The following is a 23,008-nucleotide window of genomic DNA, read 5'->3' on the forward strand; positions in this document are numbered from 1 at the left end:
ATGCCGGGCCGGACGGGGTTCAGTCCTCCGGCGGCGGCCATTCGTCGCCCCAGGCCGCGTCGCGGGCGTCCTTGTAGAGCGGCCCCTGGCGCTTGGTCACATTGACCCGGTCGAGTCCGTCGTGCTCCGTACAGAGGTCGAGCAGTACGAGTCCCTTGCGGATCTGGGGCCGCCGGGTGATCCGCGCGGACGCGGGCCGGACGGGGAACCGGGTGGCGACCACATAGCTGAACTTCTCGTCCTCGTGCCCCAGGGATCCCCCCTTCACCTGCCGGTGCAGCGACGAGCGGGCGACCCGGGCGGAGAAGTGGCACCAGTCGGAGCCGGGCTCGATCGGGCACGGGCCGCCGTGGGGGCAGGGCGCGGCGATGGTCATCCCGGCCGCGAGCAGCACTTCCCGGGCGGCGATGATCCGCCGGTAGCCGTCGGGGGTGCCGGGCTCCACCACGACCACCGCCGACCCGGCGCGGGCGGCCTCGGTGACGACGGCGGTACGGTCCGCCTCGGTCAGCTCCTTGAGTACGTACGAGACGGTGACCAGGTCGGCCGGGTCGAGGCGGAGCGCGCCGCTGATCCGGGCGCGCTCCCAGCGGGCCGCGTACGGGCCCGCCTCCCCGGCGGCCCGGGCCAGCTCGCGGCCGAGGGCGAGGGCCGGTTCGGCCCAGTCGAGGACGGTCGTCACGGTCCGCCACTCCCCCGCGACGGCCCAGCTCGCCGCGCCGGTGCCGCCGCCGATGTCGGTATGGGTGGCGGGCGTCCAGCCGGGGGCGGCGGCGCGGAGGGCGTCGAGCGCGGCCCGGACCGCCTCGAAGGTGGCGGGCATCCGGTAGGCGGCGTACGCGACGACATCGGCCCGGTCCCGCAGGATCGGCGCGTCGGTGGGGGTCTCGCCCCGGTAGCTGGCGATCAGCCGCTCGACGGCCTGCGCGGCCCGGTTCGGCGGCAGCCCCTCCACCAGCCCGGCGAGCCCTCGGCGGAGGGCGTCGGCGGTGGCGACGGGATCGGGGGCGGGGCGGGTCTCACTCACCGGGTGATTCTAGGCCGGTCGGGACAGAGCGCCGTCCGCCGGAGGGACGGGGTCCGCGGCGGCCGGAGCCCATGGTCGGTGGCCGAGGGCCGGGGGCAGGGTTCGCCGGGTCCGATGTGGCGCCACCGTCCCCGACGAGCCCCCGGCCCCGGCTCCGGGCTACCCCAGCCCTCGGGCGAGCGCGCTCGCCAGCTCCCCGTCGGCGGTGTCCCCCCGCAGGTCGGAGAGGTACATCCCGCCGTGCCCGTAGCTCTTCACGTACGCAGCCTTGGTGGCGACGGACGCCGGGGTGTCGTACGTCCACCACTGGTTGCCGCAGTGCGCGTACGCGGTCCCGGAGAACGCGACGGGGTTCGGGCAGCGGGTCTTGATCAGCCGGTAGTCCTCCCGCCCGTTCTCGTACATCCCCGGCGCCGGACCGTTGGCGTAGGTCGGCGGACCGGGATCGCGTACGCCCTCCCAGCCCCAGGCATGCGTCGGCACCCCGAGGACCAGCTTGTTGGGGTGCACCGGCCGGGCGGTGAGCTGGCGCAGCCTGCTGTGGGCGTTGTTGCCGAACGACCCGTCCCAGCTCTCGTCCCGGAGCACCGCGTGCGGGGCGGTCCGGTTCTTGCGGTCGGGTTCGGTGGAGGTGTAGTAGTCGAATCCGGCCAGATTGAACCAGGTGGCGTACGGCTCGGCGCCCTGGAAGTCGATCGTGGGGAAGGCCCGTCCCGACGCGCCCCGGCCCTCGATCGTCACGGTCAGCGGCCGGTCCGCCCCGAGGGCCGTCCGGAAGGCCCTGGTCAGGTTGCCGAGGCTCGCCGGGCCCGGACTGTCGCAGCCGTGATAGCACGCGTCGGGGAAGCGCCAGGAGAGGTCGATCCCGTCGAACAGTCCGGCCCACCGCGGATCGTCCAGCAGCCGTACGCAGGAGGCGGCGAAGCCGGCCGAGTCCTGGAGCGCCTGCGCGAATCCGCTGGTGGCGCCGCCGGTGTACTCGGGTCCGCCGAAGGACCACAGGACCTTCAGCCCCGGCTGCCGCTCCTTCAGCTTCCGCAGCTGGTTCAGATGCCCCCGCAGCGGCTGGTCCCAGGTGTCGGCGCGCCCGTCGACGCTCTCCCCCGCCTGGTGGGCGCGTTCCAGCGACTCGTATGTGTCGCCGACGGCGCACTGTCCGCCGTGTACCGCCCCGTAGGCGTAGGTCAGATGGCTGAGCTTCGCCGCCGTCCCGCTGGTGACCAGGTCCTTCACATGGAATCCGCGCAGGTGCCCGCCCTTCTCGTGGAAGACGCCCATCTTGACGGGGTCGGCGGGCGGTGGCGGGACGGTGCCGGTGGTACGGGCGTGAACCGGCAGGCTCTCGTAGTGGGCCTGTCCGTTGACGTCCTCGGTGACGACGGAGTAGCGGTATTCGGTGGCGACGTTCAGCCCCCGGTCGGTGAAGGTCCGTACATCGGGTCCCGTCCGCCCGACCCGGTTCCCGTCGCGCAGCACCTGGTAGCCCCCGAGGCCCGTATCGGGCTGCGGCGGATCCCAGGCCACGGTCACGGCCCGGTCGGCGACGTCCACGACGCGCACATTGCGCGCGGGCGGTATGAGGTCACCGGCCGCCTCCTGGGCGGCCCGCGCGGGCGCCCCGGCCACGGCCCCGCCCGCCCACAGGGCGACGACGGCGAGCAGGGCGACGGCGCTCTGCCACGCCCTTCGGGTGAGATATGTGATCGGTGTGCTCAACAGCGCTCCCCGATGCTGGTGTCGCATCAACGCGCCGCACAGTGTGGACGTCTCGGAGTCCACCGCATCATGCGACGGTAGGAAGGAACGCCGACCCGCGGCAAGGCGGATGAGAACTCTGTACCGAGATGAGCGCCGGTTCTCATCCCGGCGGCGGACCGCCCGGGGCCGTACGCGCCCCCCGTGCCACCCCTCTGTATGCCCTCTCTATATGCCTCCGGCCGAACCGGCGCGCGGGCGGCAGAGCAGCAGGAAGCTCGCCACCGCGCCGAGACCGCAGGTCAGCTGGACCACGGCCATCGGGACCGCTGTCTCCTCGCCCGCCAGGCCCACCAGCGGGGAGGCCAGCGCGCCCATCAGAAAGCCCGCCGTGCCGATCAGGGCCGAGGCCGAGCCCGCCGCGTGCGGGGTGCGGTTGAGGGCCAGCGCGTTGGTGTTCGGCATGGCGAGGCCCTGGGCCGACATCAGGACGAACAGGCCCGCCGCCACCCCCACCAGACCCGGTTCGCCGAACACCCCGGTGGTCATCACGACCAGTGCCGCCGACGCCACCACGATCAGCGTCAGTCCGCAGGCGAGCGCCTTGTCGAGGCTGACCCGGCCGATCAGGACCCGGCCGTTGAGCTGGCCGACCGCGATCAGTCCGATGGAGTTGAGGCCGAAGAGGAGGCTGTACGCCTGCGGGGACGCGCCGTAGATCTCCTGGATCACGAACGGGGACGCGGCGATGTACGCGAACAGCGCCGCGAAGGAGAAGCCGCCGGTGAGGACGTACCCCGTGAAGACCCGGTCGCCGAGCAGTCCGCGCATCGTCCGCAGCGACTCCCCGATCCCGCCGCCGCGACGGCGCTCCGGCGGCAGGGTCTCCGGCAGCCACTTGAGGATCACCAGGGTGAGCAGCGCACCGACGCCGGTGAGGACGAGGAAGATGCCGCGCCAGTCGGTGAACCGGAGCACCTGGCCGCCGATGAGGGGGGCGACGACCGGCGCCACCCCGGAGATCAGCATCAGGGTGGAGAAGAAGCGGGCCATCGCCACGCCCTCGTACAGATCGCGCACGACGGCGCGGGCGATGACGATACCGGCGGCGCCCGCGAGGCCCTGGAGCAGCCGCAGGGCGATCAGTGTCCCGGCGTCGGGGGCGAAGGCGCAGAGGGCGGTGGCGAGGACGTACACCACCATGCCGATGAGCAGCGGGGTCCGGCGGCCCCAGCGGTCGCTGAGCGGGCCGACGATCAGCTGTCCGAGGGCGAGACCGGCGATACAGGTGGTGAGGGTGAGCTGGATGGTGGCGGCGGGGGCGGAGAGGGAGTCGGTGACCGCCGGGAGGGCGGGCAGATACATGTCCATGGAGAGCGGGGGCAGTGCGGCCATCCCGCCCAGGACGAGGGTGACGAGCAGTCCGGCCCGGCGGGCGGCGGCCTTGCCGCCGGGCGCGGCCCCGGTCTTCGCCCCGTCCAACACCGAAACCGGTTCCGGAGCGGGAGCGGGAGCCACCGCCTCCGGGGGTGCCACCGGAGCGGTCGGTGCCACCGGAGCGGCCGAGGCCGTCGCGGCGGCCGGGGTCACCGGTGCCGTACGCGGCGGGATCACCGCCGGTGCCGCCGGGATCGTCGTGAACTCTTCGGGGGCCGCCGCGCGCCCCCCGGGTATGTGGTCCCCCACCGGACCGTTCGGCCGCTCGGCCATCGCCCCTCCCCTTCCGTTCCCGTCCGTCGTGCGTCGTTCGCCGTTCGTCGTCCGCCGACGCGTCAATGCCCTATACAGCTTGTTACGTCCGCCCATGGTCTCAGCCCGGGGCCGGTCCGGCGGAACCCCTTCGCATGCGCCGTCGGCGGAACGGCGCCCCCGCCCCGGTCAGCCGGGCCGCAGCCCGGGATCGCCCGCGACCGTGACGAACGAGCCCGCCGTGGTCACCGGCGCGCCCGGTACGGTCACCGCCGACAGGACCCGGAAGTCGGCCCGTACGGAGTCCTCCCGCACGGTCAGGGCCGTATAGCCGCGCCGTCCGTCGTAGAAGCGGAGCCGGGGGTTGGCCAGGGTGAGGTCCGCCCAGTTCGCGGGCCTGGCCGTACCGTCCCGGCCGCTGCTGACGGAGGTGGTGACGATCTCGGCGCCGACCACCGGCGACCGGGGTTCGTCCCACTCCCGGACGAGATCGAAGCCGTAGCCGACGTGGACATCGGCGGAGAGGACCACCAGATCGCGGATCCCGGCGGCCCCGGCGCCCGCCAGCAGCCGGTCGCGGGCGGCCGGATAGCCGTCCCAGGCGTCGGTGCTCAGCCGGTGTCCGGGCCCGGGTGCGTCCCGCCGCCGGGCGAGGACGACCTGCTGGGCCAGCAGGTTCCAGCGGGCCTCCGACCGGCGCCAGCCGTCGGCGAGCCACCGTTCCTGCGCCGTGCCGAGCATGGTCCGGCCGGGGGCGTGCAGGGCCGCGCCCGGCTGCTGCCAGCCGCCGCCGGGGACCTGGTCCGAGCGGTACTGCCGGGTGTCGAGTACGTCGATCTGCGCGAGCCGGCCGAACCGCAGCCGCCGGTAGAGCCGCAGCTCGGCGCCCCGGGGCCGCTGGGCGGGCCGCAGCGGCTGGTTCTCCCAGTACGCCCGGTACGCCGCCGCCCGGCGCAGCAGGAAGTCCTCGGGCGCCCGGTCGTCCCCCGGCAGCCCGGCCGCGTAGTTGTCGTCGGTCTCGTGGTCGTCCCAGGTGAGTACCCAGGGGTGGGCCGCGTGGGCGGCCCGGAGATCGGGATCCGAGCGGTAGAGGCCGTACCGCAGCCGGTACTCCTCCAGCGTCACGGTCTCCCGGTCGAACCAGGGCGGCAGGGTGCCCTCGGGGTAGCCGCGGGCGCCGCCCGTCGCCGGGACGGGGTACTCGTACAGATAGTCCCCGAGGTGGATGACGGCGTGCAGGTCCTCGGTGGCGAGCCGGCCGTGGGCGGTGAAGTAGCCGTCGTGGTACGCCTGGCAGGAGACGGCGGCCAGCCGCAGCTCGCGGACCCGGGCGCCGGGCGCGGGCGCGGTCCTGGTGCGGCCCGCCGGACCGAGCCAGGGACCGGCGCGGAACCGGTAGTGGTAGACCCGGGCGGGATCGAGTCCGGTGATCTCGACCCGGACGCTGTGGTCGAGTTCGGGGTGCGCGGTGACCGTGCCGCGCCGGACGATCCGGGTGAAGCGGGGATCGTGGGCCAGCTCCCAGCGGACCGGGTAGCGGCCGGGGTCGAGACCGCCGCCGGGTTCGTACGGCCGGGGTGCCAGCCGGGTCCACAGCAGTACGGAGCCGGGCAGCGGGTCGCCGGACGCGACACCGAGGGTGAACGGGTCGCTCCGGATCCGGGCCGGGTCGCGGCCCGCCGCGTGGGCGCTGCCGGGCAGTCCGGTCGCGAAGGCGAGCAGCGCGGCGGCGCCGGTGGTGGTGAGGAACCGGCGGCGGGCGGGCTCGCCGGACCGGTGGCCGGAGCCGGAGCCGGGTCCGGGCGACGGCGAGGACGCGGGTACGGGTTCGGACACGGGCGCGGGTGGTACGCGGCGGAGGAGCCGACGGGCGGCGACCCGGAGTTCGGCGGGGTACCCGGTCCGGTACGCGGCCGGGTTCACCGTCGGGTTCACGGTCGGTGGCATCACGGCCCGATGTGATCACGCGGTCCGGCCGGGTCCGCCGGGATTCGGGTCGTGTCGAGCCGCGGTTCCCCCCGGTGCGAGGCGGCGTGAGGCGGGCGCGGCGAAGCCGAACGTACGGCACCGGCGGCGTGGGAGGCTGCCCGCCATGGACGACCGTACGTACGACACCTCCGTCTGGCCCACCATCGACCGGCTGCACGCCTGGCTCGACGAGGCCAACGACCGCCCGGCGGAGCAGGAGTTGCTGCTGCGCGTACTGAAACTGGCCGAGGAGGTCGGGGAGACGGCACAGGCCGTCATCGGCGCCACCGGGCAGAATCCGCGGAAGGGCTTCTCCCACACCTGGCGTGATGTGGAGGCCGAGTTGTGCGATGTCGTCCTCACCGCGATGGTCGCGCTGCGGACGCTCACCCCGGACGCCGAACGGGTCTTCACCGCGCATGTCGAGTCCGTCGCGCGCCGGATGCCGGACCTGGACTGACCACTCGACGGATCGGACCCGGGGTCGGGACCGGGGCTGAAACCGGGGCGTCGGCGGACGTGCCGTGACTACCGTGGCCCGATGACGGACTACCCGATGACGGATTACTGGAACCACAACACCCACTACCACCCGCTGGTACTCGACCGGATCCCGGCCGGGGCGGCGAAGGCGCTGGACATCGGCTGCGGGGAGGGGTCGCTCGTCCGGCGGCTGGCCGGGCGGGTCCCGGAGGTGACGGGCGTCGACCGGTCCGGCGAGATGGTCCGGCGGGCCCGGGAACGCGGCGGCCCGGGAACCTCCTTCGTCGAGGCCGACTTCCTCGACCGGGCGGGCTCCGGCCTCACCGACGGTACGTACGACCTGGTCACCGCGGTCGCCGTACTGCACCATGTGGATCTCGCCGACGGTCTGACCAGGGCGGCGGAGCTGCTGGCGCCCGGTGGACGGCTGGTCGTCGTCGGCTGCGCGCGGGAGGGCGGCAGCCCGCGCGACTGGGCCTTCGGCCTGGCCACCGTCTTACCCGCCGCGGTCGCCAACCGGGTCAGGAGCCGGGGTTCGAACGCCCCGGCGGTCCCGGTCACGGACCCGGTCACCAGCTATGCCGACGTCCGGCGGACGGCCCGGTCGGTGCTGCCCGGCTGCTCGTACCGGCGGCTGCTGTACTGGCGGTACGCCCTGGTCTGGCGGAAACCCGGCTGACCCGGAACCGGAGCCGGAGCCGGAGCCGGAAACGGAATCGGTGCCGGAAACGGGTGCGCGTACCCGGTCCGACTTCGGTCCCCGGACACGGGCCCGGTTTCATCCCTCCGTCGGGCGGACGGCGACCATCGGCGGACCGACGGGAGGCGCCGCCCCGAGCAGACTGAACGCCGTCGGATCTCGGGTTCCATGGGAGGACAGCGGTGATGCGCGGGGACAGCGATACGAACGGCGGCCTCAGCAGGGCCGGATTCCTGGCGGGAATGGGCGGCTTGGGCGCCGTCGCCCTCGGAATCGGCGGTACGGCCGGGGCCGCCGCGACGCCGCTCGGACGGATACCGCCCGGACGCCCGGCACCCACCGGGCCCGCCGGGGCCACCGGGCGGCGCGGGGTCCGTTACCGCAGTGTCTGCTACACGCTGCTGGACGGCGAGTCGCCCGGTACGGCGTGGAGCGCGCGGCGGATGCGCCACGACATCCGGGCCGTCGCCCGCGATCTCCACGCCAACTCGGTGAAGGTGACGGGCGACGGCGTCGACCGGATCGCCGCGACCTCCACCGAGGCGGCGGAACACGGCCTCCACATCTGGGTCGAGCCGACCCTGAGCGACCGGCCGCAGCGGGAGACCCTGGAGCATCTGGCGGAGTCGGGGCGGCACGCGGAGGCGCTGCGCCGCCAGGGCGCGGACGTCCAGCTCAGTGTCGGCTGCGAGTTCTGGCTGCTGGTGCCGGGCATCGTCCCGGGGGCGACGGTCCTGGACCGGATCGAGACCCTGCGCAACGGCACGTACGACCCGGTCGACACGCAGCGGAAGCTCGACGACTTCACGGCCCGGGCGGCGAAGGTCGGCCGCCGGGTGTTCCGGGGGCGGCTGAGCTATGCGGCGGCCCAGTCCGACGAGGTCGACTGGCGGCTCTTCGACATCGTGGGTATCGACTACTACTCGTACTTCCCGCGCCCCGAGCAGTACGCCCGGGAGCTGAGGCGGTACCTCCGGTGGGGGAAGCCGCTGGCGATCACCGAATTCGGTACGTGTACGTACGAGGGCGCCCCGGCGGCCGGCGGAATGGGCTGGGACCTGGTCGACTACGGCAAGAACCCGCCGGAGATCATCGGCGACCCGGTACGGAGCGAGCGGACCCAGGCCCGGTATCTGACCGGACTGCTCGACGTCTTCGAGGGGCTGGGGCTCTACGCGGCGATGGCCTTCGAGTTCCTGACGGCGGACGCCCCGCACCGGCCCGACTCGCCGCGCCACGACCTCGATCTGGCGAGTTACGCGATCGTCAAACCGTTCCGGAACGATCCGGCGGATCCGGCGTCGGACTGGCACTGGGAGCCGAAGGAGGCGTTCCGGGCGCTGGCGGCGCGGTACGGGGTGTACGGAAAGCAGCCGGGGCCCGGCGGAAACCGGGGAGCGTACGGCGGGAACGGGCGGTACGGGGCGGGGCCCGGGCGCGGCGGCGAGGGGGCGCTGGTCATCCGCTGACCGCACCACTCCCGCGCGGGCGCGCCGTACGCGCCCCCGAGTGATCCAGATCATGGCGGAGTATCGGCCACCGGGGGCGTTCCGGCCGGTCTTCAGGCGTACTCGGCCCCGTCGCCCGGGTACGGCTGAGTAGGCCGTCCTCGGATCGGGGCGGCAGCCGACCGCCGCCGATGGAGGGCAGAGCACGTGAGGACCCCGGACCCAGCCGACCCCGACCCCGGACCGGGAGCCGCCCCCGGGGAGCCCGTGATCGTCCGTACCACCGGGAGCCCCCGGGGCCGGGGCCGCCAGTACGGGGCGGCGGCCCGGGAGCGGATCCAGCTGTCGCTGGCGAGCTATGAGCGGATGTACGCGCACTTCGCGGGCCTGCGCTGGGACGCGGCGACGGCGCTCGCCGAGACGTTCGTCCCGGTGATCGAGGCGTTCGACGCCGACTGTCTGGAGGAGATGTCGGGCATCGCGGAGGGTGCCGGGGCGGGCCTCCCGGATGTCCTCGCCCTCAATCTGCGGACCGAGATACTGTTCTCGGCCCGGGCGCGAGCGGCGAGTTCCGACGGCACGCGGCCCCCGAACGGGCCGCCCGGTCCGCCCGCGCCGCCCGAGTGCACGGCCTTCGCGGATCTGCGCGGCCCGGAGCCGATCGTCGGCCAGAACTGGGACTGGCTGCCCTTCGCCCATGACACGGTGGTGATCCTCCAGGCCGAGCCGACCAACGGACCCCGCTGGGTCTCGGTGGTGGAGGCCGGGCTGCTGGCCAAGTTCGGAATGAACTCCGCCGGTCTGACGGTCCTGACGAACGCCCTGGTCACCTCGGAGGACCGGGGCGGCCCGGGGGTGCCGTACCACCTGCTGCTCCGGGCGCTGCTGGAGTCCGATTCGCTCGCGGCGGCCGAGGAGACCATCCGTACGGCCCGTCGCTCGTCGTCGGCGAACTATCTGCTCGCCGCCGCGGGAGACGACGGGTCCGGGGCCGGGAACACGGGCGGGGAGGGGGGCGTCGCGATCGATGTCGAGGCCCGGCCCGGCGGCCCGGACGGTGTCACCCGCCACCCGGTCGCCCCCGGCACCTTCCTCGTCCACACCAACCACTTCACCGAACCGGTCCCCGCGCATGACTACGGTCCGGCCGTCTTCTCCGACACCCACGACCGGTACCGGCGCGCCACGGCCCTCGCCGAACGGATGCCGTACCCCTCGGTCGCGGCCTGGCAGGAGGTACTGCGCGACCACGAAGGACTCCCCGACGCGATCTGCTGCCACCCGGACCCCGACGCCCCGCACGAACTGGACCGCAGTTCCACCGTCGCGAGCGCGATCGTCGAACCGGAGCGCCGGACCCTGCATCTGGCCCTGGGGCGGCCGTGTACGACGCGCCGGGTGACGTACTCGTACCGGGACTTCTTCAGGGGACGCGGCTGAGAGCCGGGTTCACCGGCCGGAACCGGCGCCGGAACAGCCGGGCGCCCGGGGCGGGATGACCGCCCCGGGCGCCCGGGTGTTCAGATCGGTGTCACGTTCGGGTCCGGAAGCATCGGCCGCAGCCGCGGAAGGCCCCGGGCGGCCGGCACGGACTGCCGTCAGGCCGCCGCGAACGGCACTCCTGCCAGCAATTCCGTGGATGGGTGGGTATGTTGCACGACAGTGGTCTCTCCTCGCGTGGGTGCCCAGTCCGCTGTTCTCGGGCCGCGCCGACCAGGAGGACCGTCGTCAGCCCCTGGCTAGGGGGCCTGGTGTACTCCCGGCGTGTTGCGGCACCATCTCGACGGTAGCCCAAAAAGCCACCGGAGTAATAGAGTTGCCGGAAAATGGCGCGACGAGGCATCCCGGGAAGCCATCCCGAGTACCTCGTCCGCGCGGTGGCACAGGACTGGGCAGTCCGAACGCAACACCTCATCCATCTTGGCGTGCGCGGATATACGATCGATATACGACGGCCGGGCTCGGGGCCCGGTTCGCGGTGAGGGCTCTCCGGGGGCGGGGGTGGAGTGACCGACGAGACCGAGGAGCTGCGTTTCAGCGTGCTCGGGCCGGTACGCGCCTGGCGCGGCGGAGAGCCGTTGCAGATGGGTTCCCCGCAGCAACGGGCCCTGCTCGCCGCCCTGCTGCTGCGCGACGGCCGCACCGCGACGGCCAGCGAGCTGATCGACGCCATCTGGGGGGACGAGCCGCCGACCCGGGCGCTCGCGGTGACCAGGACGTACGCGTCCCGGCTGCGCAAGGTGCTCTCGACGACGGCCCTGGTCTCCGAGTCCGGCGGATACGCCCTGCGGCTGAAGCGCGACGCCCTCGATCTGTTCGTGGCCCAGGACCTGATCGACGACTCCCACCGGGCGCACGTCGAGGGCGATCCGGTCCGAGCCTCGACGCTGCTCGACAAGTCGCTGGGGCTGTGGGACGGGGAGCCGCTGGCCAACGTCCCCGGGCCGTACGCGGAGAATCAGCGCGTACGCCTCGAAGAGTGGCGGCTCCAGCTCCTGGAGACCCGGCTCGATCTCGATCTGGAGGTCGGGGCGCACGCGGAGGCGGTGTCCGAGCTGACCGCCCTGACCGCCGCCCATCCGCTGCGGGAGCGGATGCGGGAGCTGCTGATGCTGGCGCTCTACCGCAGCGGTCGCCAGGCCGAGGCCCTCGCCGTCTACGCCGACACCCGCCGCCTGCTCGCCGACGAACTCGGCGTCGACCCCAACCCCGAACTCTCCCGCCTCCAGGAACGCATTCTGCGGGCCGACGACACGCTTCATGACGTCGGTATCGAGCGCGCCCCGGCGGCCGCCCCCGGCTCCTTCCCCCGTCCCGCTCAACTCCCGGCGACGGTACCGGACTTCACCGGCCGGGCGTCCTTCGTCCGCGAGCTGGGCGAGCAGTTGGGGACGGCCGACGGAGCGGTGATGGCGGTCTCGTCCTTCGCCGGGATCGGGGGGGTCGGCAAGACGACCCTCGCCGTCCATGTCGCGCACGAGGCCCGGCGTTACTTCCCGGACGGCCAGCTCTACGCCGATCTCCAGGGCACCGGCAGCCGTCCGCTGACCCCGTCGGACGTCCTGGGTTCGTTTCTGCCCGTCCTGGGCGTGCCGGAGGCCGCGATCCCCGGCGCTCTGGAGGACCGTACGGCGCTCTACCGCTCAGCACTGGCCGACCGCCGGGTCCTGGTGCTGCTGGACAACGTCAGGGACGCGGCCCAGATCCGCCCCCTGCTGCCGGGTACGGCGGGTTGCGCCGTACTGGTCACCAGCCGGGCGCGGATGGTCGATCTCCCGGGGGCGCATCTGGTGGACCTCGATGTGATGTCGCCGGAGGAGGCGCTTCAGCTCTTCACCCGGATCGTCGGCCTGGAACGGGTCTCCGAGAACCGGGAGGCTGCCCTGGATGTGGTCGCGGCCTGCGGTTTCCTGCCGCTGGCGATCCGGATCGCCGCCTCCCGGCTGGCCGCGCGACGCACCTGGACGGTCTCGGTACTGGCCGCGAAGCTGGCCGACGAACGCCGCCGCCTCGATGAACTCCAGGCGGGCGACCTGGCCGTGAAAGCCACCTTCGAAGTCGGCTACGGCCAGTTGGAGCCCGCCCAGGCACACGCCTTCCGGATCCTCGGCCTCGCCGACGGCCCCGATATCTCCCTCGCCGCCGCGGCGGCCCTGCTCGGCCGCCCCGAGCACGAGACCGAGGACCTCCTCGAAGCGCTGGTCGACACCTCGTTGCTGGAGTCGTCCGCGCCCGGCCGCTACCGCTTCCACGACCTGGTCCGGCTCTACGCCCGCGCCTGCGCCGAACGGGACGAGCGGCCCGAGGAGGGCGAGGCCGCCCTCGCCCGGCTGCTCGACTTCTATCTCGCCACCGCGACCCAGGTCTGCGACGGCTTGCGTCCCGGGAGCCTGCTGCCCCGTGATTTCGGGCCGACCGGGCATCCGGGCCTCACCTTCGGTACCCGGCGGGAGGCCGTCGACTGGCTGCACACCGAGGCACCCCGCCTGCTGGCCGGGGCCCGGCAGGCCACCGGCGGCAGACGGCTCCGGCTCGCCGCCGACCTGCTGTGGGTCACCCGGAACCTGGCCGAGTCCGGTACGTACTCCCGGGAGTACGAGACGGCGGCGCTGGCCGTCCGGGACGCGGCGCGCTCCCGCGGCGACGCCGGGGCCGAGGCCAGGGCACGTGTCGCCATCACCCATGTCCATCTGGTCGCCGGATGGTACGAGGACGCCGACGACGAGGCCCGGATCGCCGCCGAACTCGCGGCCTCCGTCGGCGATCCCGTCCTCGGCTACCGGGCCGAGAACGACCGCGGCATCATCGCCTTCAACGAAGCCCGGTACGAGGCGGCGGAGGAACATCTGCGCCGGGCCGCCGAGAGCGCCCGTACCATCGAGAGCGATGCGGCGGTGGCCGGTGCGCTCTGCAGTCTCTCCCGGCTCCGGCTCGTCCAGGGCCGGGTGCCCGAGGCCGTCGACCTCGCCCGGCAGGGCATCGGCGTCTACGAGCGGACCGGGCACACCCTCCCCCTCGCCAACGCCCGCTACGCCCTGGGCCTGGCCCTCACCCAGGCCGGCCGCCATACCGACGCCCTGGAACAGTTCTCCCGGGCCATGGCGGTCTTCGAGGCCGAACGCCAACTCCTCCGGCAGGGCACGACCCACTTCCGGATCGCCCGCGCCGAGCTGGCCGTCGGCAACACCGCCCGGGCCGCCCGGCACTGCGAACACGCCCTCTCCATCGGCTGTGTCGGCGGCGACCGGACCCACGGCCTGGTGATGATCACCCTGGGCCGGGCCCTGGCCGCCCTCGGCCAGCAGGACCGCGCCCGCGCCTGCTGGCTGGAGGCGAATTCACTGCTGGAAGCCCTGGACGCCCCGGCCGCGGAAGAGGCCCGGGCGCTGCTGAAGCCCCTGGGCGCGACCGTCGCGCCCTGAGCACGGGGGCGGCCGGGTCGTCTCTAGTAGCCGTCCAGCGGCGACGGAACCCGCTGGGCACTCAGCCCCACATGGACATCCGTCCCGCCGAGGAGCGTGCTGGTGGCGCGGAGCGCCTGCTTCTCGCCGCCCAGTCGGCGCAGCAGGGTCTGGATCTGCCCGTCCCAGGTGGTCTGCGCGCCCTTGAGCGCGCCCGAGGTCGCCCAGCCGTCCCCGTCCTTGGGCCCGAACTCCTTCACCGCCGCCCCGGTGGCCTCGTCGGCCAGCGTGCCCGCTTTGCGGGCGCCGGGCTCCACGGTGTTCTCGATGGAGTTGGCGGCCTTCTTCTTCTCCGCCGGGGTGGAGGCGAGATTCGGACCCAGCAGGCCCGGACCGCCGCTCCCACCGGGATCCGCCACCTGGTTGAGTCGTATTCCGGGATCGTTCGTCATGTTGTGCTGCCCCCTTGTCTCGTCGGCCGTGCCGTGCGTGCTGTTCCGCACATCGCCGCTACGCGCAGCGCAGTGCGGCCCGCGCCGCGTCGCCGAACGCCTTGCTGAACCGCGCGCTGTCCGGCATTTGCATGGCGGCCAGCTCGCTCTTCTCGAAGTACCTGAGGTCGTGGGCGAAGACCGTCTCCGCGCCGTCGCAGCGGGCGCGGGTGAACCGGCGGTCCCCGAGGGTCGCGGCCAGCGCCGGATCGCCGACGGCGGCGAACCGGGCGAACGGCCCTTCCTCGTCGCCTTCGAAGGAGAGGTCGCAGTAGACCGCCTTACCCGGCTCCCCGATGATCCGCTCGGTCACCCGTTCGCCCTTGGGTCCGCGCAGACCGTCGAGCCGGAAGCCCTCGATTCCGCATACCCGGGCCAGGTCGGCGGCCCGCTCGCCCGAAGGGGCGGAGGTACGGTCGGCGGTGTCCCCGTAGCCCGGCGCGGCGCAGTCGGAAGCCTTCATGAGCTCGCGTCCGGCCGAGGCGAGGAGCCGGCCCATGCCGTCGGTGTCACCCGGGCCGCCCCGGCCGTCCACGGAGGCGGACAGCGCCACGGGCCCCTCCCGGTCGTCGCCCGTCACCTTCTGGCAGGCCGCGGGGAGCATCGCCCAGCCTCCCCACTTGTCGTACGCGCCGTGGGTGCCGCCCGACAGCACCCGCATGTCTCCGGAGAGTTTCCAGACGCCTCTGGTGAAGGGGAATCCCTCATTCTCGGTGTCGGCCCTCAGGCTGATCCGCCGATCCTCCCCCGGCAGCCAGCTCGCCTTCTCGATCGTGCAGGTCCCGGCCGAGCCCTCGGACGCCGTCACCTTGCCGATTCCGCCGCCCAGGGCCCGGTCCGCCTCGTCCACGGTCACCCAGCCGTAGCAGAGGCGACCGGAGTCGAGGAGATTGGTGTTGAAGTAGGTGAAGGTGCCGCCGATGAGCACGATCGCGGCGAGCACGGCGGTGATCCAGGCGCCTCGCCGGGACCGCCGCCGTATCGCCGTGTCGTCGGCCGAGCCCTCGGCGGACTCGTCACGGGTCGCTGTCTCGTTCCCCACCGTGCCCTACTCCCAGCCCAGATAGACGGCCGAGTCGCCGCGCGACGTCCCGTACGACTGCTTCGCCTCGTCCCGCATGGCCTGCCAGGCGACCCAGTTCGGGTCGTTCTTCGCGTTGCTCTCGTCCTCGATGTCGACGCCCCGCTCCACGGCCCAGCGGTCGATCATGTCGTAGGTCCCGTTGATACCGGACGCGTAGTGGTCCGAGTTCTTCTCCTGGGCCTGGGAGCTGGCCGCGTCCGCCACGTCCTTCGACCATTCGTAGGTGGCCGCGTCGACCAGCCGCTGTGCCGTGTCGCCGAGCACCGGCAGGCCGGTGATCGGGGCACCCACACCGTGGTAGGCGTACTTGGCCATGTCATTGGCGGCGCTGATCTTGCCGTCGCGTTCGTCGAGGATGACATCGGAGCCGATGGAGTTCATCGCACCGGTGACGGCACCGAGGTCGCGGGCCGGGTTCTTCCAGGCGTCATTGCTGCTGCCGCCGGATTCCGGCGCCCGGGACAGCTGGTCGAGGGCGTACTGGCGCTGGGTGTCCTGGAGCAGGGCATAGGTCTGGTCGTCGGCGGAGACGCCGCGCATGACCCGGGTGAGGCTGTCCTTGCCGACGGTGATCCCCGCGTCGTCGCCGCTGGTCCAGATCGTGTCCTTGCCCTGCGGGCTGCCGTACTTGGTGCCGTTCTCGGCGAGGATGTTGTGGTTGTCGGCCGCGTAGTCGGCGATGGCGTGCCCCAGCGGCTTCTGGAGATTGGCGTGGATCTCCTCGCCCCCGGCGCCGTCGTCCAGGACGTTGATCGCGCCCTGCATGACCCGGGCCTGCGCCGCGGTGTGCGGGGCGGAGGCTTCGCCCCGCTGCCCCTCGCGCAGGGGTTCGTTGCCGGTGGCCGCGGCCTCCAGGGCGAGGCCGAGCCCCATCCGGCTGGTCGGGTCGTCGAAGGTTGTCACGGATATACCCGTGATGGTGTTCTTCGGCCACTCGCGGGCGTCGTCACCGCTGCCCAGCAGATACTTCAGATGGTCGTTGCCGACATGGTCCTTGCCCGAGCCGTTGCCCTCCGGGTCGAAGAACGCGGTGGCGGCGTCCGGGTTGCGGCTCATCAGACCGAGGACCCCGTCGACGGCGTCGGTCTCCATGCCCTTGTGCCCGGGACCCCACATCGTGAAGATGCCGGGCTGCTCCTTCTCCGCCTTGATGGTCTGGACGCCGAGGTCGTACAGGAACTGGTCGTCGAAGTCCTTGTCGGCGTGCTGCATCAGGCTCACATAGGACTGATAGCCGTACAGAGGATTGGTGTTGGGGCCGAAGTTCTTCGTCCCCTCCTTCTGTATCGCCGTGGTCCACTCCCGGTAGAAGGTGCCGTCCTTGCTGTTCATCCAGGCATTGAACGCGGGCGAGCCGGGCGGCAGGTCCTTGACGCTGCCGGGCACGGCGGTCGCCGTCGCCATGGAGTTGGCGAAGGTCTTCGTCACCTCCGCGAGCTGGAGCTTCTTCTCGCCCTCGGCGTCCCGGGAGCGTTCGTTCAGCTCGTTGGAGAGCTTGATCGTCGCCTCCGGGCCGAGATCGCGCAGCAGCTCCTGGCTGAACGTCTTGTCGTTCTGGTTGTCGCGCAGCGCCCGCTCCAGCTGCGCCAACTCTTCGTCCGACACCTTCTTGCCGTCGGCGAGCCGTCCCGCGATGTCCTCCGCGAGATCCGCCTCGTACGACTCCACATCGCCCTTGGCCCCGGAATTGAAGCCACCCGGCATCCCGCCGAGCGGATCGCTGTCCTTGACCACCTCGGTCAGGGCGATCCGGACACCCTCGTCGGCGTCGTCGACGGCCTTGACGGCGTCGCGGATCCGGGCGGTCCAGGACCGCTCGACCCCGGGCAGGTCGGGGTCGCGGCGGATGGCCGCGGCATCCCCCGCTTCCACCTTCGAGAAGTCGTAGTGGCAGACACCCTGGTCGGAGACCTTCATCCCGGCCTTGATCGCGTCGTCGCGGGCCTGCTCGACCCCCTTCTTCAGGGTCGTGAACTGGGCATGGGCGTCACGCAGCAACGACGCCACGGCTCTGGCCTGCTTCTGAGCCGCCTGGATCTCCTTGAGCGTGATGTCGAACCGGGCGTTGGCCGCGGTCGCGCTCAGCCCGTTCCAGGCCGGTCCGCCGAGGGAGACGCCGTGCACGTCGTCCCGGTACGGCGGCTCCGTCTTGTCCCGGAGATCGTTCGCGGTCTCGTCCCACTTGGTGGCCGCCGCCGTCAGTTTCGACAGATCGGTGGTCATCACTTCGTGGTAGCTCGGCATCCTGTCGCCCCCCGCGAGTAGCCGTTTTTGGCAACCCAGACAGTATCAAGGGCGTTTTAGGACGCTTCCACGGTGTACGGATCTTCACCAATCGCGAACATCGGGTCACAGGAACTACCAGGACTCTGCGTCTCGCTCCCCGGGTCAGCCGTCGTACTGGAACGGCACCGGTTCACTCAGCACCGAACGAGCCCCCTTCTCGGGTCCGTGCGGCCGGTCTCCTTGCGCCCTGTATCCGTGCTCCCGTCCGCCACCTGCCGTAAACCCGCACGTACCGCCCGTGCCCGGCTGCCCCTGTTCTCTCGCGGCCCCTACGGCTGCCGTCGCCCTGACCGGTGGGCGTCCAGCACCCTCCGGCTCGCGACGGTGAAGGGGTGCTCGGGCCCCAGGCCGCGTTCCCGCCGTTCGACGACATCGGTCATCAGCGTGATCGCCTCCTCGGGGTGCCCGAGCGCGGCCCGGGTACGGGAGAGGAGCTGGCGGGCGGCGAGTACGAGGGGGTAGTCGGGCCCCCAACGCCGCGCGTACGCATCGGTGACCTGCCGGATCTCGCGGTCGGCCGCGTCGAAGCGGCCCAGGAGGTACAGGGCCCAGGCGTGGTTGTGCCGGACACCGAGGGTCACCGTGTGGTCGGGGCCGAGAGCCCGCTCGCATTCCCCCGGCAGCGCCAGCAGGGCGCCGTCTTCCTCGGTGACCACGTCCGTGGCGGACAGTGTCTCCAGCAGGCCGGCGCGGGCCCGCAGGGTCAGCGGATGCGAGGGGCCGAGCGCCGAGCGCCGCCCGGCGACGGTGTCGCGGAGCAGTGCGACGGATTCCTCCCGTCTCCCGAGGTTGGCCAGTACGAGCTGGAGCCCGTAGCCGCTGTCCGAGGTATCGGCGTCGTCGGCGCCGAACAGGCGCCGCTGCGCGTCCAGGACCGTACGGAGTTCCGCTTCGGCCTCGGCGTACGCGCCCAGCCGGAACAGTGCCCGCCCGGCTCTGGAGCGTGCGGCGAGAACCGCGCGGTGGTCCGCGCCGAGGTGCCGCTGTCCGAGTTCGGCCGCGGTACGGGCGGTCTCCCGGGCGGAGAGGTAGTCACCGGTGCGGTGCAGGGCGACGGCGAGCCGGGTCGCGACGGCCAGGGCGTCGGCGGCGGACGGCTCGGCGACCTGCCTCAGCAGGGTCAGGGTGTGCGGTACCAGCAGGCGCAGTCGCGGATCGTACGGCCCCGCGTCGGGTACGGCGGGCACGACCGCGTCGAGCAGCCGGACGGCGGTCGCGTCCAACTCGGGCAGCAGGTGGGCGGGGGTGGCCGCCGAAACGCTGTCGAGAAGGATGCCGTGACTCTGCGCGCAGCGTGTGCCGGCGGTGTCGACCAGTTCGGACAGCGACTGGTCGAGCAGGGCTCTGAGGGCCGTCTCGGTCCGGTCCCGGGGCAGCAGGGCCCCGATGGCGCTGTGGTCGAGCAGTGTCAGCGGCAGCGGCTCCGCGGCGAACCGGGCCAGCAGCCTGAGCAGGGCCGCCGCTTCGGGCAGCCCGCGCGCCTCGAACGCGTCCAGGGTGAGCTGCCAGGTCAGGCCGACGAGCTGACGGGGGTTCGCTTCGGACATCGCGTCGGCTCCCCGGTCGATCAGCCGGACCCGTTCGTCGCCGTCGAGCCGGTCCCGGTACGTGTCCAGCGTCCAGGGGTCGATGACCTGGTGGGAGAGGAAGCCGCCCGCCAGGGTGAGCGCGAGGGGCAGCCGTCCGAGCCGGTCCGCGACCCGTGCCGCCTGCTCCGCCGTCCCGCTGTGCGGTGCGAGGTCGCGCAGTACGAGTGCGGCGTCCGCGCGGGGCAGTACGCCGATGTGCTGCAGCTCGGCCCCGGGCCACCACCGGGCCGCCGCCCGCCGGGTGGTCACCAGGACGGTGCCGCGAGGGCTGGTACGAAGCCAGTCGCCGTCCCGCAGGATCTCCGGTTCGTCGGTGTTGTCGAGGACCAGCAACCAGGGTTCGGTGGAACGGTCGAGGTAGCTCCAGACGAGATCGGCGGCGGGCCTGAGGCCGTTGCGCGCGGCAAGCAGTTCGCCGTCGCCCGCTCCCCGGTCGGCGGCGACGGCGAGCATCCCGGCCCGCAGGCTCGCCCGGTCGGCGGCGTTGACCCACAGGCCCACGCGGCCCTGTTCCCCGGCGACCTCTTCGAACAGGGCGCAGGCGACCGCCGTCTTGCCCGAGCCACCCATTCCGTACAACACGTAGACCTGGCCGCCGCGCTCCGGCCCGACGCTCTCCCGCAGGCGTTCCATCACCTCGCCGCGGTCGCGCAGCGCGACGGGGCACCGGCCGACCGCCGGGCGTCGGACCGAGTCCGGTCCGACGTACCCCGTACCGTCACCGCCGTAGTGGTGGTGCTCGGTGATGTGCTGGTCGCCCCGAGACTGGTAGACGCGCCCGTGGCCCTCGGCATGGCCGTCCGTGCCACCCGTCATCGCTCGGTGATGTGCTGGTCGCGTCCCGCTTGGTAGACCCTGCCCCGGCCGGACGCGGTGGCGTGCTGGGTGACGCGCCGGGCGGCCGAGCCTTCGGGGTCGAGCCGGTCCAGCAGTGCGCGCAGTTCCTCGACGGCGTCGGGCCTCGCGGCGAGCAGTCGGCGTACCGATTCCTGCCACTGGAGGCGCAGTTCCTCCAGGGCATCGTGATCGTCCGACGCGACGGCGGCCAGTACGTCGTCGCGACCGGCCTCCAACTCGGCGGCGACCGTGTCGGCGCGTTCGGGTTGCGTCCGGCGCCAGAGCCGGGTGATTCCGTCCCGCATGTGCTGCCAGGCATCGGTCGCCATCAGCGCGACCAGAGTGGTCCCCGCGCTCTGTGCGAGTAAGGCCACTTCCGCGTTCACAGCCGCCCCTTCGTTCACCCGGTTGTCGGAAAGTGGACCTGAAGGTGTCACTCACCGGACAGAGGACTTCATTGCGGCCCCTATGATTCCCTCCCCGGGCACCGGCGGACAAGGAGGAATCAGTCCTCGTCAATACCTTGCACGCGGGGCCCGACCCTGGCCATGGCGTCCCGGTGCGGGCTAGAGTGACGGGTTGTGACCGATCCAGGAGGCGATGGAAATGTCCCGGCCATGGGAAGCTGATCCGGCCACGTCTTTCAAGCGGCGACTGGGAAAGTCACCCCAGGAACTCGGCAATACCACCGGAACTCCCGACTGTCCTGACATCTGGGAGCTCGCCAACGGCGATATCGCCGTCATCGGGCGGGACCTCACCGGGTCTCTCGGCGAGAACCTGCCGGACGGGGTCTCGATCGGATCGGACGAACGCCTCGTGGTCATCCCCAGGAACATGCTGATCGCGGCGAAGCCGGACATCCCCAGTGTTTGACTCCTTCCCGGGCGGTGTCTCGGAGCGCCTGGACCGCCCCACGTACCACGCCGACTTGGGCCGGGCCTACAACAACGGGATCGGCTTCCTGAACAAGCTGGAACGCGGCCAGCACTTCCAGGAGCGGGGCTTCCCGAGCTGGGAGGCGTTCGCCGCCGGCGACTGGGAGGCAGCCCTGACCCTGGCTGACGAGCGGCGCGACGACTACGCGCGGGAAATCCGGCGGGCTTCGCAATCGGGTGTCGCACACCGTCGTCTTCGCGTCGTGGAATTCCCGGTGACACCGTATGTGCAATGGGAATTCCACGTCCTGCGCGTACGGGTGGAGGCAGGCGACGACATCAAGGTGCTCGACGCCCGTGACATCGCGCACATCGAGGGGATTCGACCGGTGCCGGAAGTCGTCATTCTCGGCGATACGGTGATGTACGAGGTCGTGTACGACGGGGACGGAAACGCGGACGGAGCCAATCGCTACACCGACGGCTCACTGATCCGGGAAACCAATACGGGGTTCGACGCGCTGTACGAGCGCGGCGAGGGATTCCATGAATTCTTCGCCCGGGAGATCGCCCCCCTGTCCCCGCCCCGGGTGACCGGCGCCCCCAGGGGTTGACGCGTTCGCGGTGATCGGCGGGGCGGGCGGGTACAGCACTGAGGGCGTCAGGTCCGGGGCTCCTCCGCCTTGGCGGGAGTGGCGTCCGAGCCGCGCTGTTCCGCGGTGGCTTGGGCGAAGGGCCCACGCTCTTCGACAATCTCGCCGTCCACGACTTCGCTGCCGGCGGATCGGTGCGACGGTTCCGCCAGCGGCAGGCCGGCGAGGTGCTTCTGGAGCCTCTTGGCCATCGGCAGGAAGGTCGCAAAAGTGAGCCCGCCTGAGACGGCGGCCCCGACGAGGGGGATGGCCTTCGAGACGGTTGCCGCGAAGGACCGCGTCGTCATCCTGACACCGAGGTAGCCCGCGACCTTCTTCACCACGGGGTAGACGACCCCGTGGGTGAGCGCCTTCTGGGGCAGCTTCTTGGCGACCTGTTCCGCCATCATCCCCGCGACCTTCCCCACGGCGGCGTTCGCCGACTGGGTACCGAACATCACGCCGAAGAACAGCGTGAGCACGCCCATGGTCGCGTCGTCGACTTCGTCTCCCTCGCCGGAGAACAGATCAGGCCAGCTGTAGAGGTATGCAAGCTTCTGTGCGATACGGACCATGTGCCCGAAGTACTGGACCATATCGGCGGGCACAGTAGCGGCAAGGGCGAGGGCACCGGGTATCCCGGCGGCCGCGGAGAGAGCGCTGACCTTCGCCGTTTCGTAGCGAATGGAGTCCTGGGCCACCTTGTCGAGAATCTCGACGGGGATGCCCGCCGCGGCGGGGGACTCATCTACCGCCTGGCGGATCTGCTCCTCGGTGCAGCGGCGAGCCAGGGCGCTCCGGAGGTACGCCTCCCTGTTGATCCGCACACCCGGCAGCTTGGCCGCCCCCAGCAGGACCGCGGAGAAGCGCGACTCGGGGTTCTCGACCCCTTTACCCTGTTTCATGGCAGGAACCTACAGTAGTTCCGTGCTCCAAGTGCCCTTCCTGCTCACCTCCGTTGGGACCTGGCAGGGCCTTCGGCAAGCACTCGCCCGTCGGAAGGCCCTGGTGTCCGTGCGGCCTCTTGGGTCAGAGCGTCGCGAACCCGACGAACGCGGTCCATGCCGTGGGGCGCACGGTCAGGGGGCGGCGGGATATGTCCTTGGAGTCGCGGACGTGAACCCCACCGGGACGGGTGGCGACCTCAAGGCACTGGCCCCCGTCACCAGCGCTGTAACTGCTCTTGAACCATGCCAGGGCATCGGTGTCGTGCCCCGCCTTTTCCCTGCTCATCTCTCTCCTCGATCACCAAGCACAGATGGGACGCCGGGCGTCGGGAGAAGACCTCCTGTCGGGCCAT

The 23,008-nt window shown here is 72.1% G+C and carries 18 protein-coding genes; 7 read left to right on the forward strand and 11 right to left on the reverse strand.

What is annotated here, in order from left to right; all coding sequences use genetic code 11:
* Window positions 1-19 precede the first annotated feature (19 nt).
* From AB0G74_RS30675 to AB0G74_RS30690, 4 genes are all read right to left on the reverse strand, one after another.
* A complete protein-coding gene (locus AB0G74_RS30675; RefSeq protein WP_361152862.1) occupies window positions 20-1,027 on the reverse strand; it encodes a small ribosomal subunit Rsm22 family protein in 1,008 nt (335 codons plus the stop codon).
* 159 nt (window positions 1,028-1,186) lie between these two features.
* Window positions 1,187-2,743 carry a glycosyl hydrolase family 18 protein gene (locus AB0G74_RS30680; RefSeq protein ID WP_361152864.1) on the reverse strand — a complete coding sequence of 519 codons (1,557 nt, stop codon included), beginning with the start codon at window positions 2,741-2,743 and terminating at the stop codon, window positions 1,187-1,189.
* Window positions 2,744-2,950: 207 nt separating this feature from the next.
* Window positions 2,951-4,432, reverse strand: a complete 1,482-nt coding sequence (locus AB0G74_RS30685) for a Bcr/CflA family multidrug efflux MFS transporter (protein ID WP_361152867.1) — start codon at window positions 4,430-4,432, stop codon at window positions 2,951-2,953.
* 168 nt (window positions 4,433-4,600) lie between these two features.
* The gene (locus AB0G74_RS30690; protein ID WP_361152925.1) at window positions 4,601-6,133 is read right to left on the reverse strand and encodes an alkaline phosphatase D family protein; all 1,533 of its coding nucleotides are present in this window, start codon (window positions 6,131-6,133) and stop codon (window positions 4,601-4,603) included.
* Window positions 6,134-6,503: 370 nt separating this feature from the next.
* Between AB0G74_RS30690 and AB0G74_RS30695 the strand changes: the two genes are divergently transcribed.
* The 5 genes from AB0G74_RS30695 to AB0G74_RS30715 all read left to right on the forward strand — a co-directional run bounded on the left by AB0G74_RS30695 (window position 6,504) and on the right by AB0G74_RS30715 (window position 13,932).
* A complete protein-coding gene (locus tag AB0G74_RS30695) occupies window positions 6,504-6,839 on the forward strand; it encodes a MazG-like family protein (protein ID WP_361152870.1) in 336 nt (111 codons plus the stop codon).
* An 81-nt stretch (window positions 6,840-6,920) separates the two neighbouring features.
* On the forward strand, window positions 6,921-7,541 hold the full coding sequence (locus AB0G74_RS30700; protein ID WP_361152872.1) for a class I SAM-dependent methyltransferase: 621 nt from the start codon (window positions 6,921-6,923) through the stop codon (window positions 7,539-7,541).
* Between the two features lie 206 nt (window positions 7,542-7,747).
* A complete protein-coding gene (locus tag AB0G74_RS30705) occupies window positions 7,748-9,031 on the forward strand; it encodes an abortive phage infection protein (RefSeq protein WP_361152874.1) in 1,284 nt (427 codons plus the stop codon).
* 186 nt (window positions 9,032-9,217) lie between these two features.
* Window positions 9,218-10,450, forward strand: coding sequence for a C45 family peptidase (locus tag AB0G74_RS30710; RefSeq protein ID WP_361152876.1), 1,233 nt, complete (start codon window positions 9,218-9,220; stop codon window positions 10,448-10,450).
* Between the two features lie 566 nt (window positions 10,451-11,016).
* Entirely contained in the window at window positions 11,017-13,932 is a 2,916-nt protein-coding gene (locus tag AB0G74_RS30715; RefSeq protein WP_361152878.1) for a BTAD domain-containing putative transcriptional regulator, read from the forward strand.
* A gap of 23 nt (window positions 13,933-13,955) precedes the next feature.
* Here AB0G74_RS30715 and AB0G74_RS30720 read toward each other — a convergent pair whose 3' ends face one another.
* The 5 genes from AB0G74_RS30720 to AB0G74_RS30740 form a co-directional block, all read right to left on the reverse strand.
* Window positions 13,956-14,363 (reverse strand): hypothetical protein, encoded by a 408-nt coding sequence (locus tag AB0G74_RS30720; RefSeq protein WP_361152880.1) that lies wholly within the window; start codon window positions 14,361-14,363, stop codon window positions 13,956-13,958.
* A 58-nt stretch (window positions 14,364-14,421) separates the two neighbouring features.
* The gene (locus tag AB0G74_RS30725) at window positions 14,422-15,444 is read right to left on the reverse strand and encodes a hypothetical protein (protein ID WP_361152883.1); all 1,023 of its coding nucleotides are present in this window, start codon (window positions 15,442-15,444) and stop codon (window positions 14,422-14,424) included.
* A 6-nt stretch (window positions 15,445-15,450) separates the two neighbouring features.
* Window positions 15,451-17,709, reverse strand: coding sequence for a hypothetical protein (locus tag AB0G74_RS30730; protein ID WP_361152885.1), 2,259 nt, complete (start codon window positions 17,707-17,709; stop codon window positions 15,451-15,453).
* Window positions 17,710-18,041: 332 nt separating this feature from the next.
* Window positions 18,042-20,177: a tetratricopeptide repeat protein gene (locus tag AB0G74_RS30735; protein ID WP_361152888.1), complete on the reverse strand. Its 2,136-nt coding sequence runs from the start codon at window positions 20,175-20,177 to the stop codon at window positions 18,042-18,044.
* A complete protein-coding gene (locus tag AB0G74_RS30740) occupies window positions 20,174-20,584 on the reverse strand; it encodes a hypothetical protein (RefSeq protein WP_361152891.1) in 411 nt (136 codons plus the stop codon). The genes AB0G74_RS30735 and AB0G74_RS30740 overlap by 4 nt, the downstream gene beginning before the upstream one ends.
* A gap of 220 nt (window positions 20,585-20,804) precedes the next feature.
* Between AB0G74_RS30740 and AB0G74_RS30745 the strand changes: the two genes are divergently transcribed.
* A complete protein-coding gene (locus AB0G74_RS30745; protein ID WP_361152893.1) occupies window positions 20,805-21,074 on the forward strand; it encodes a hypothetical protein in 270 nt (89 codons plus the stop codon).
* The gene (locus AB0G74_RS30750) at window positions 21,067-21,690 is read left to right on the forward strand and encodes a DUF6879 family protein (protein ID WP_361152895.1); all 624 of its coding nucleotides are present in this window, start codon (window positions 21,067-21,069) and stop codon (window positions 21,688-21,690) included. The genes AB0G74_RS30745 and AB0G74_RS30750 overlap by 8 nt, the downstream gene beginning before the upstream one ends.
* A 47-nt stretch (window positions 21,691-21,737) precedes the next feature.
* Here AB0G74_RS30750 and AB0G74_RS30755 read toward each other — a convergent pair whose 3' ends face one another.
* Both AB0G74_RS30755 and AB0G74_RS30760 read right to left on the reverse strand, forming a co-directional pair.
* Window positions 21,738-22,613, reverse strand: coding sequence for a hypothetical protein (locus AB0G74_RS30755; RefSeq protein WP_361152898.1), 876 nt, complete (start codon window positions 22,611-22,613; stop codon window positions 21,738-21,740).
* Between the two features lie 124 nt (window positions 22,614-22,737).
* Entirely contained in the window at window positions 22,738-22,941 is a 204-nt protein-coding gene (locus tag AB0G74_RS30760; RefSeq protein ID WP_361152901.1) for a DUF397 domain-containing protein, read from the reverse strand.
* Window positions 22,942-23,008: the final 67 nt, after the last annotated feature.

It is taken from the genome of Streptomyces sp. NPDC020875 (assembly GCF_040641415.1).
Taxonomy (GTDB): domain Bacteria; phylum Actinomycetota; class Actinomycetes; order Streptomycetales; family Streptomycetaceae; genus Streptomyces.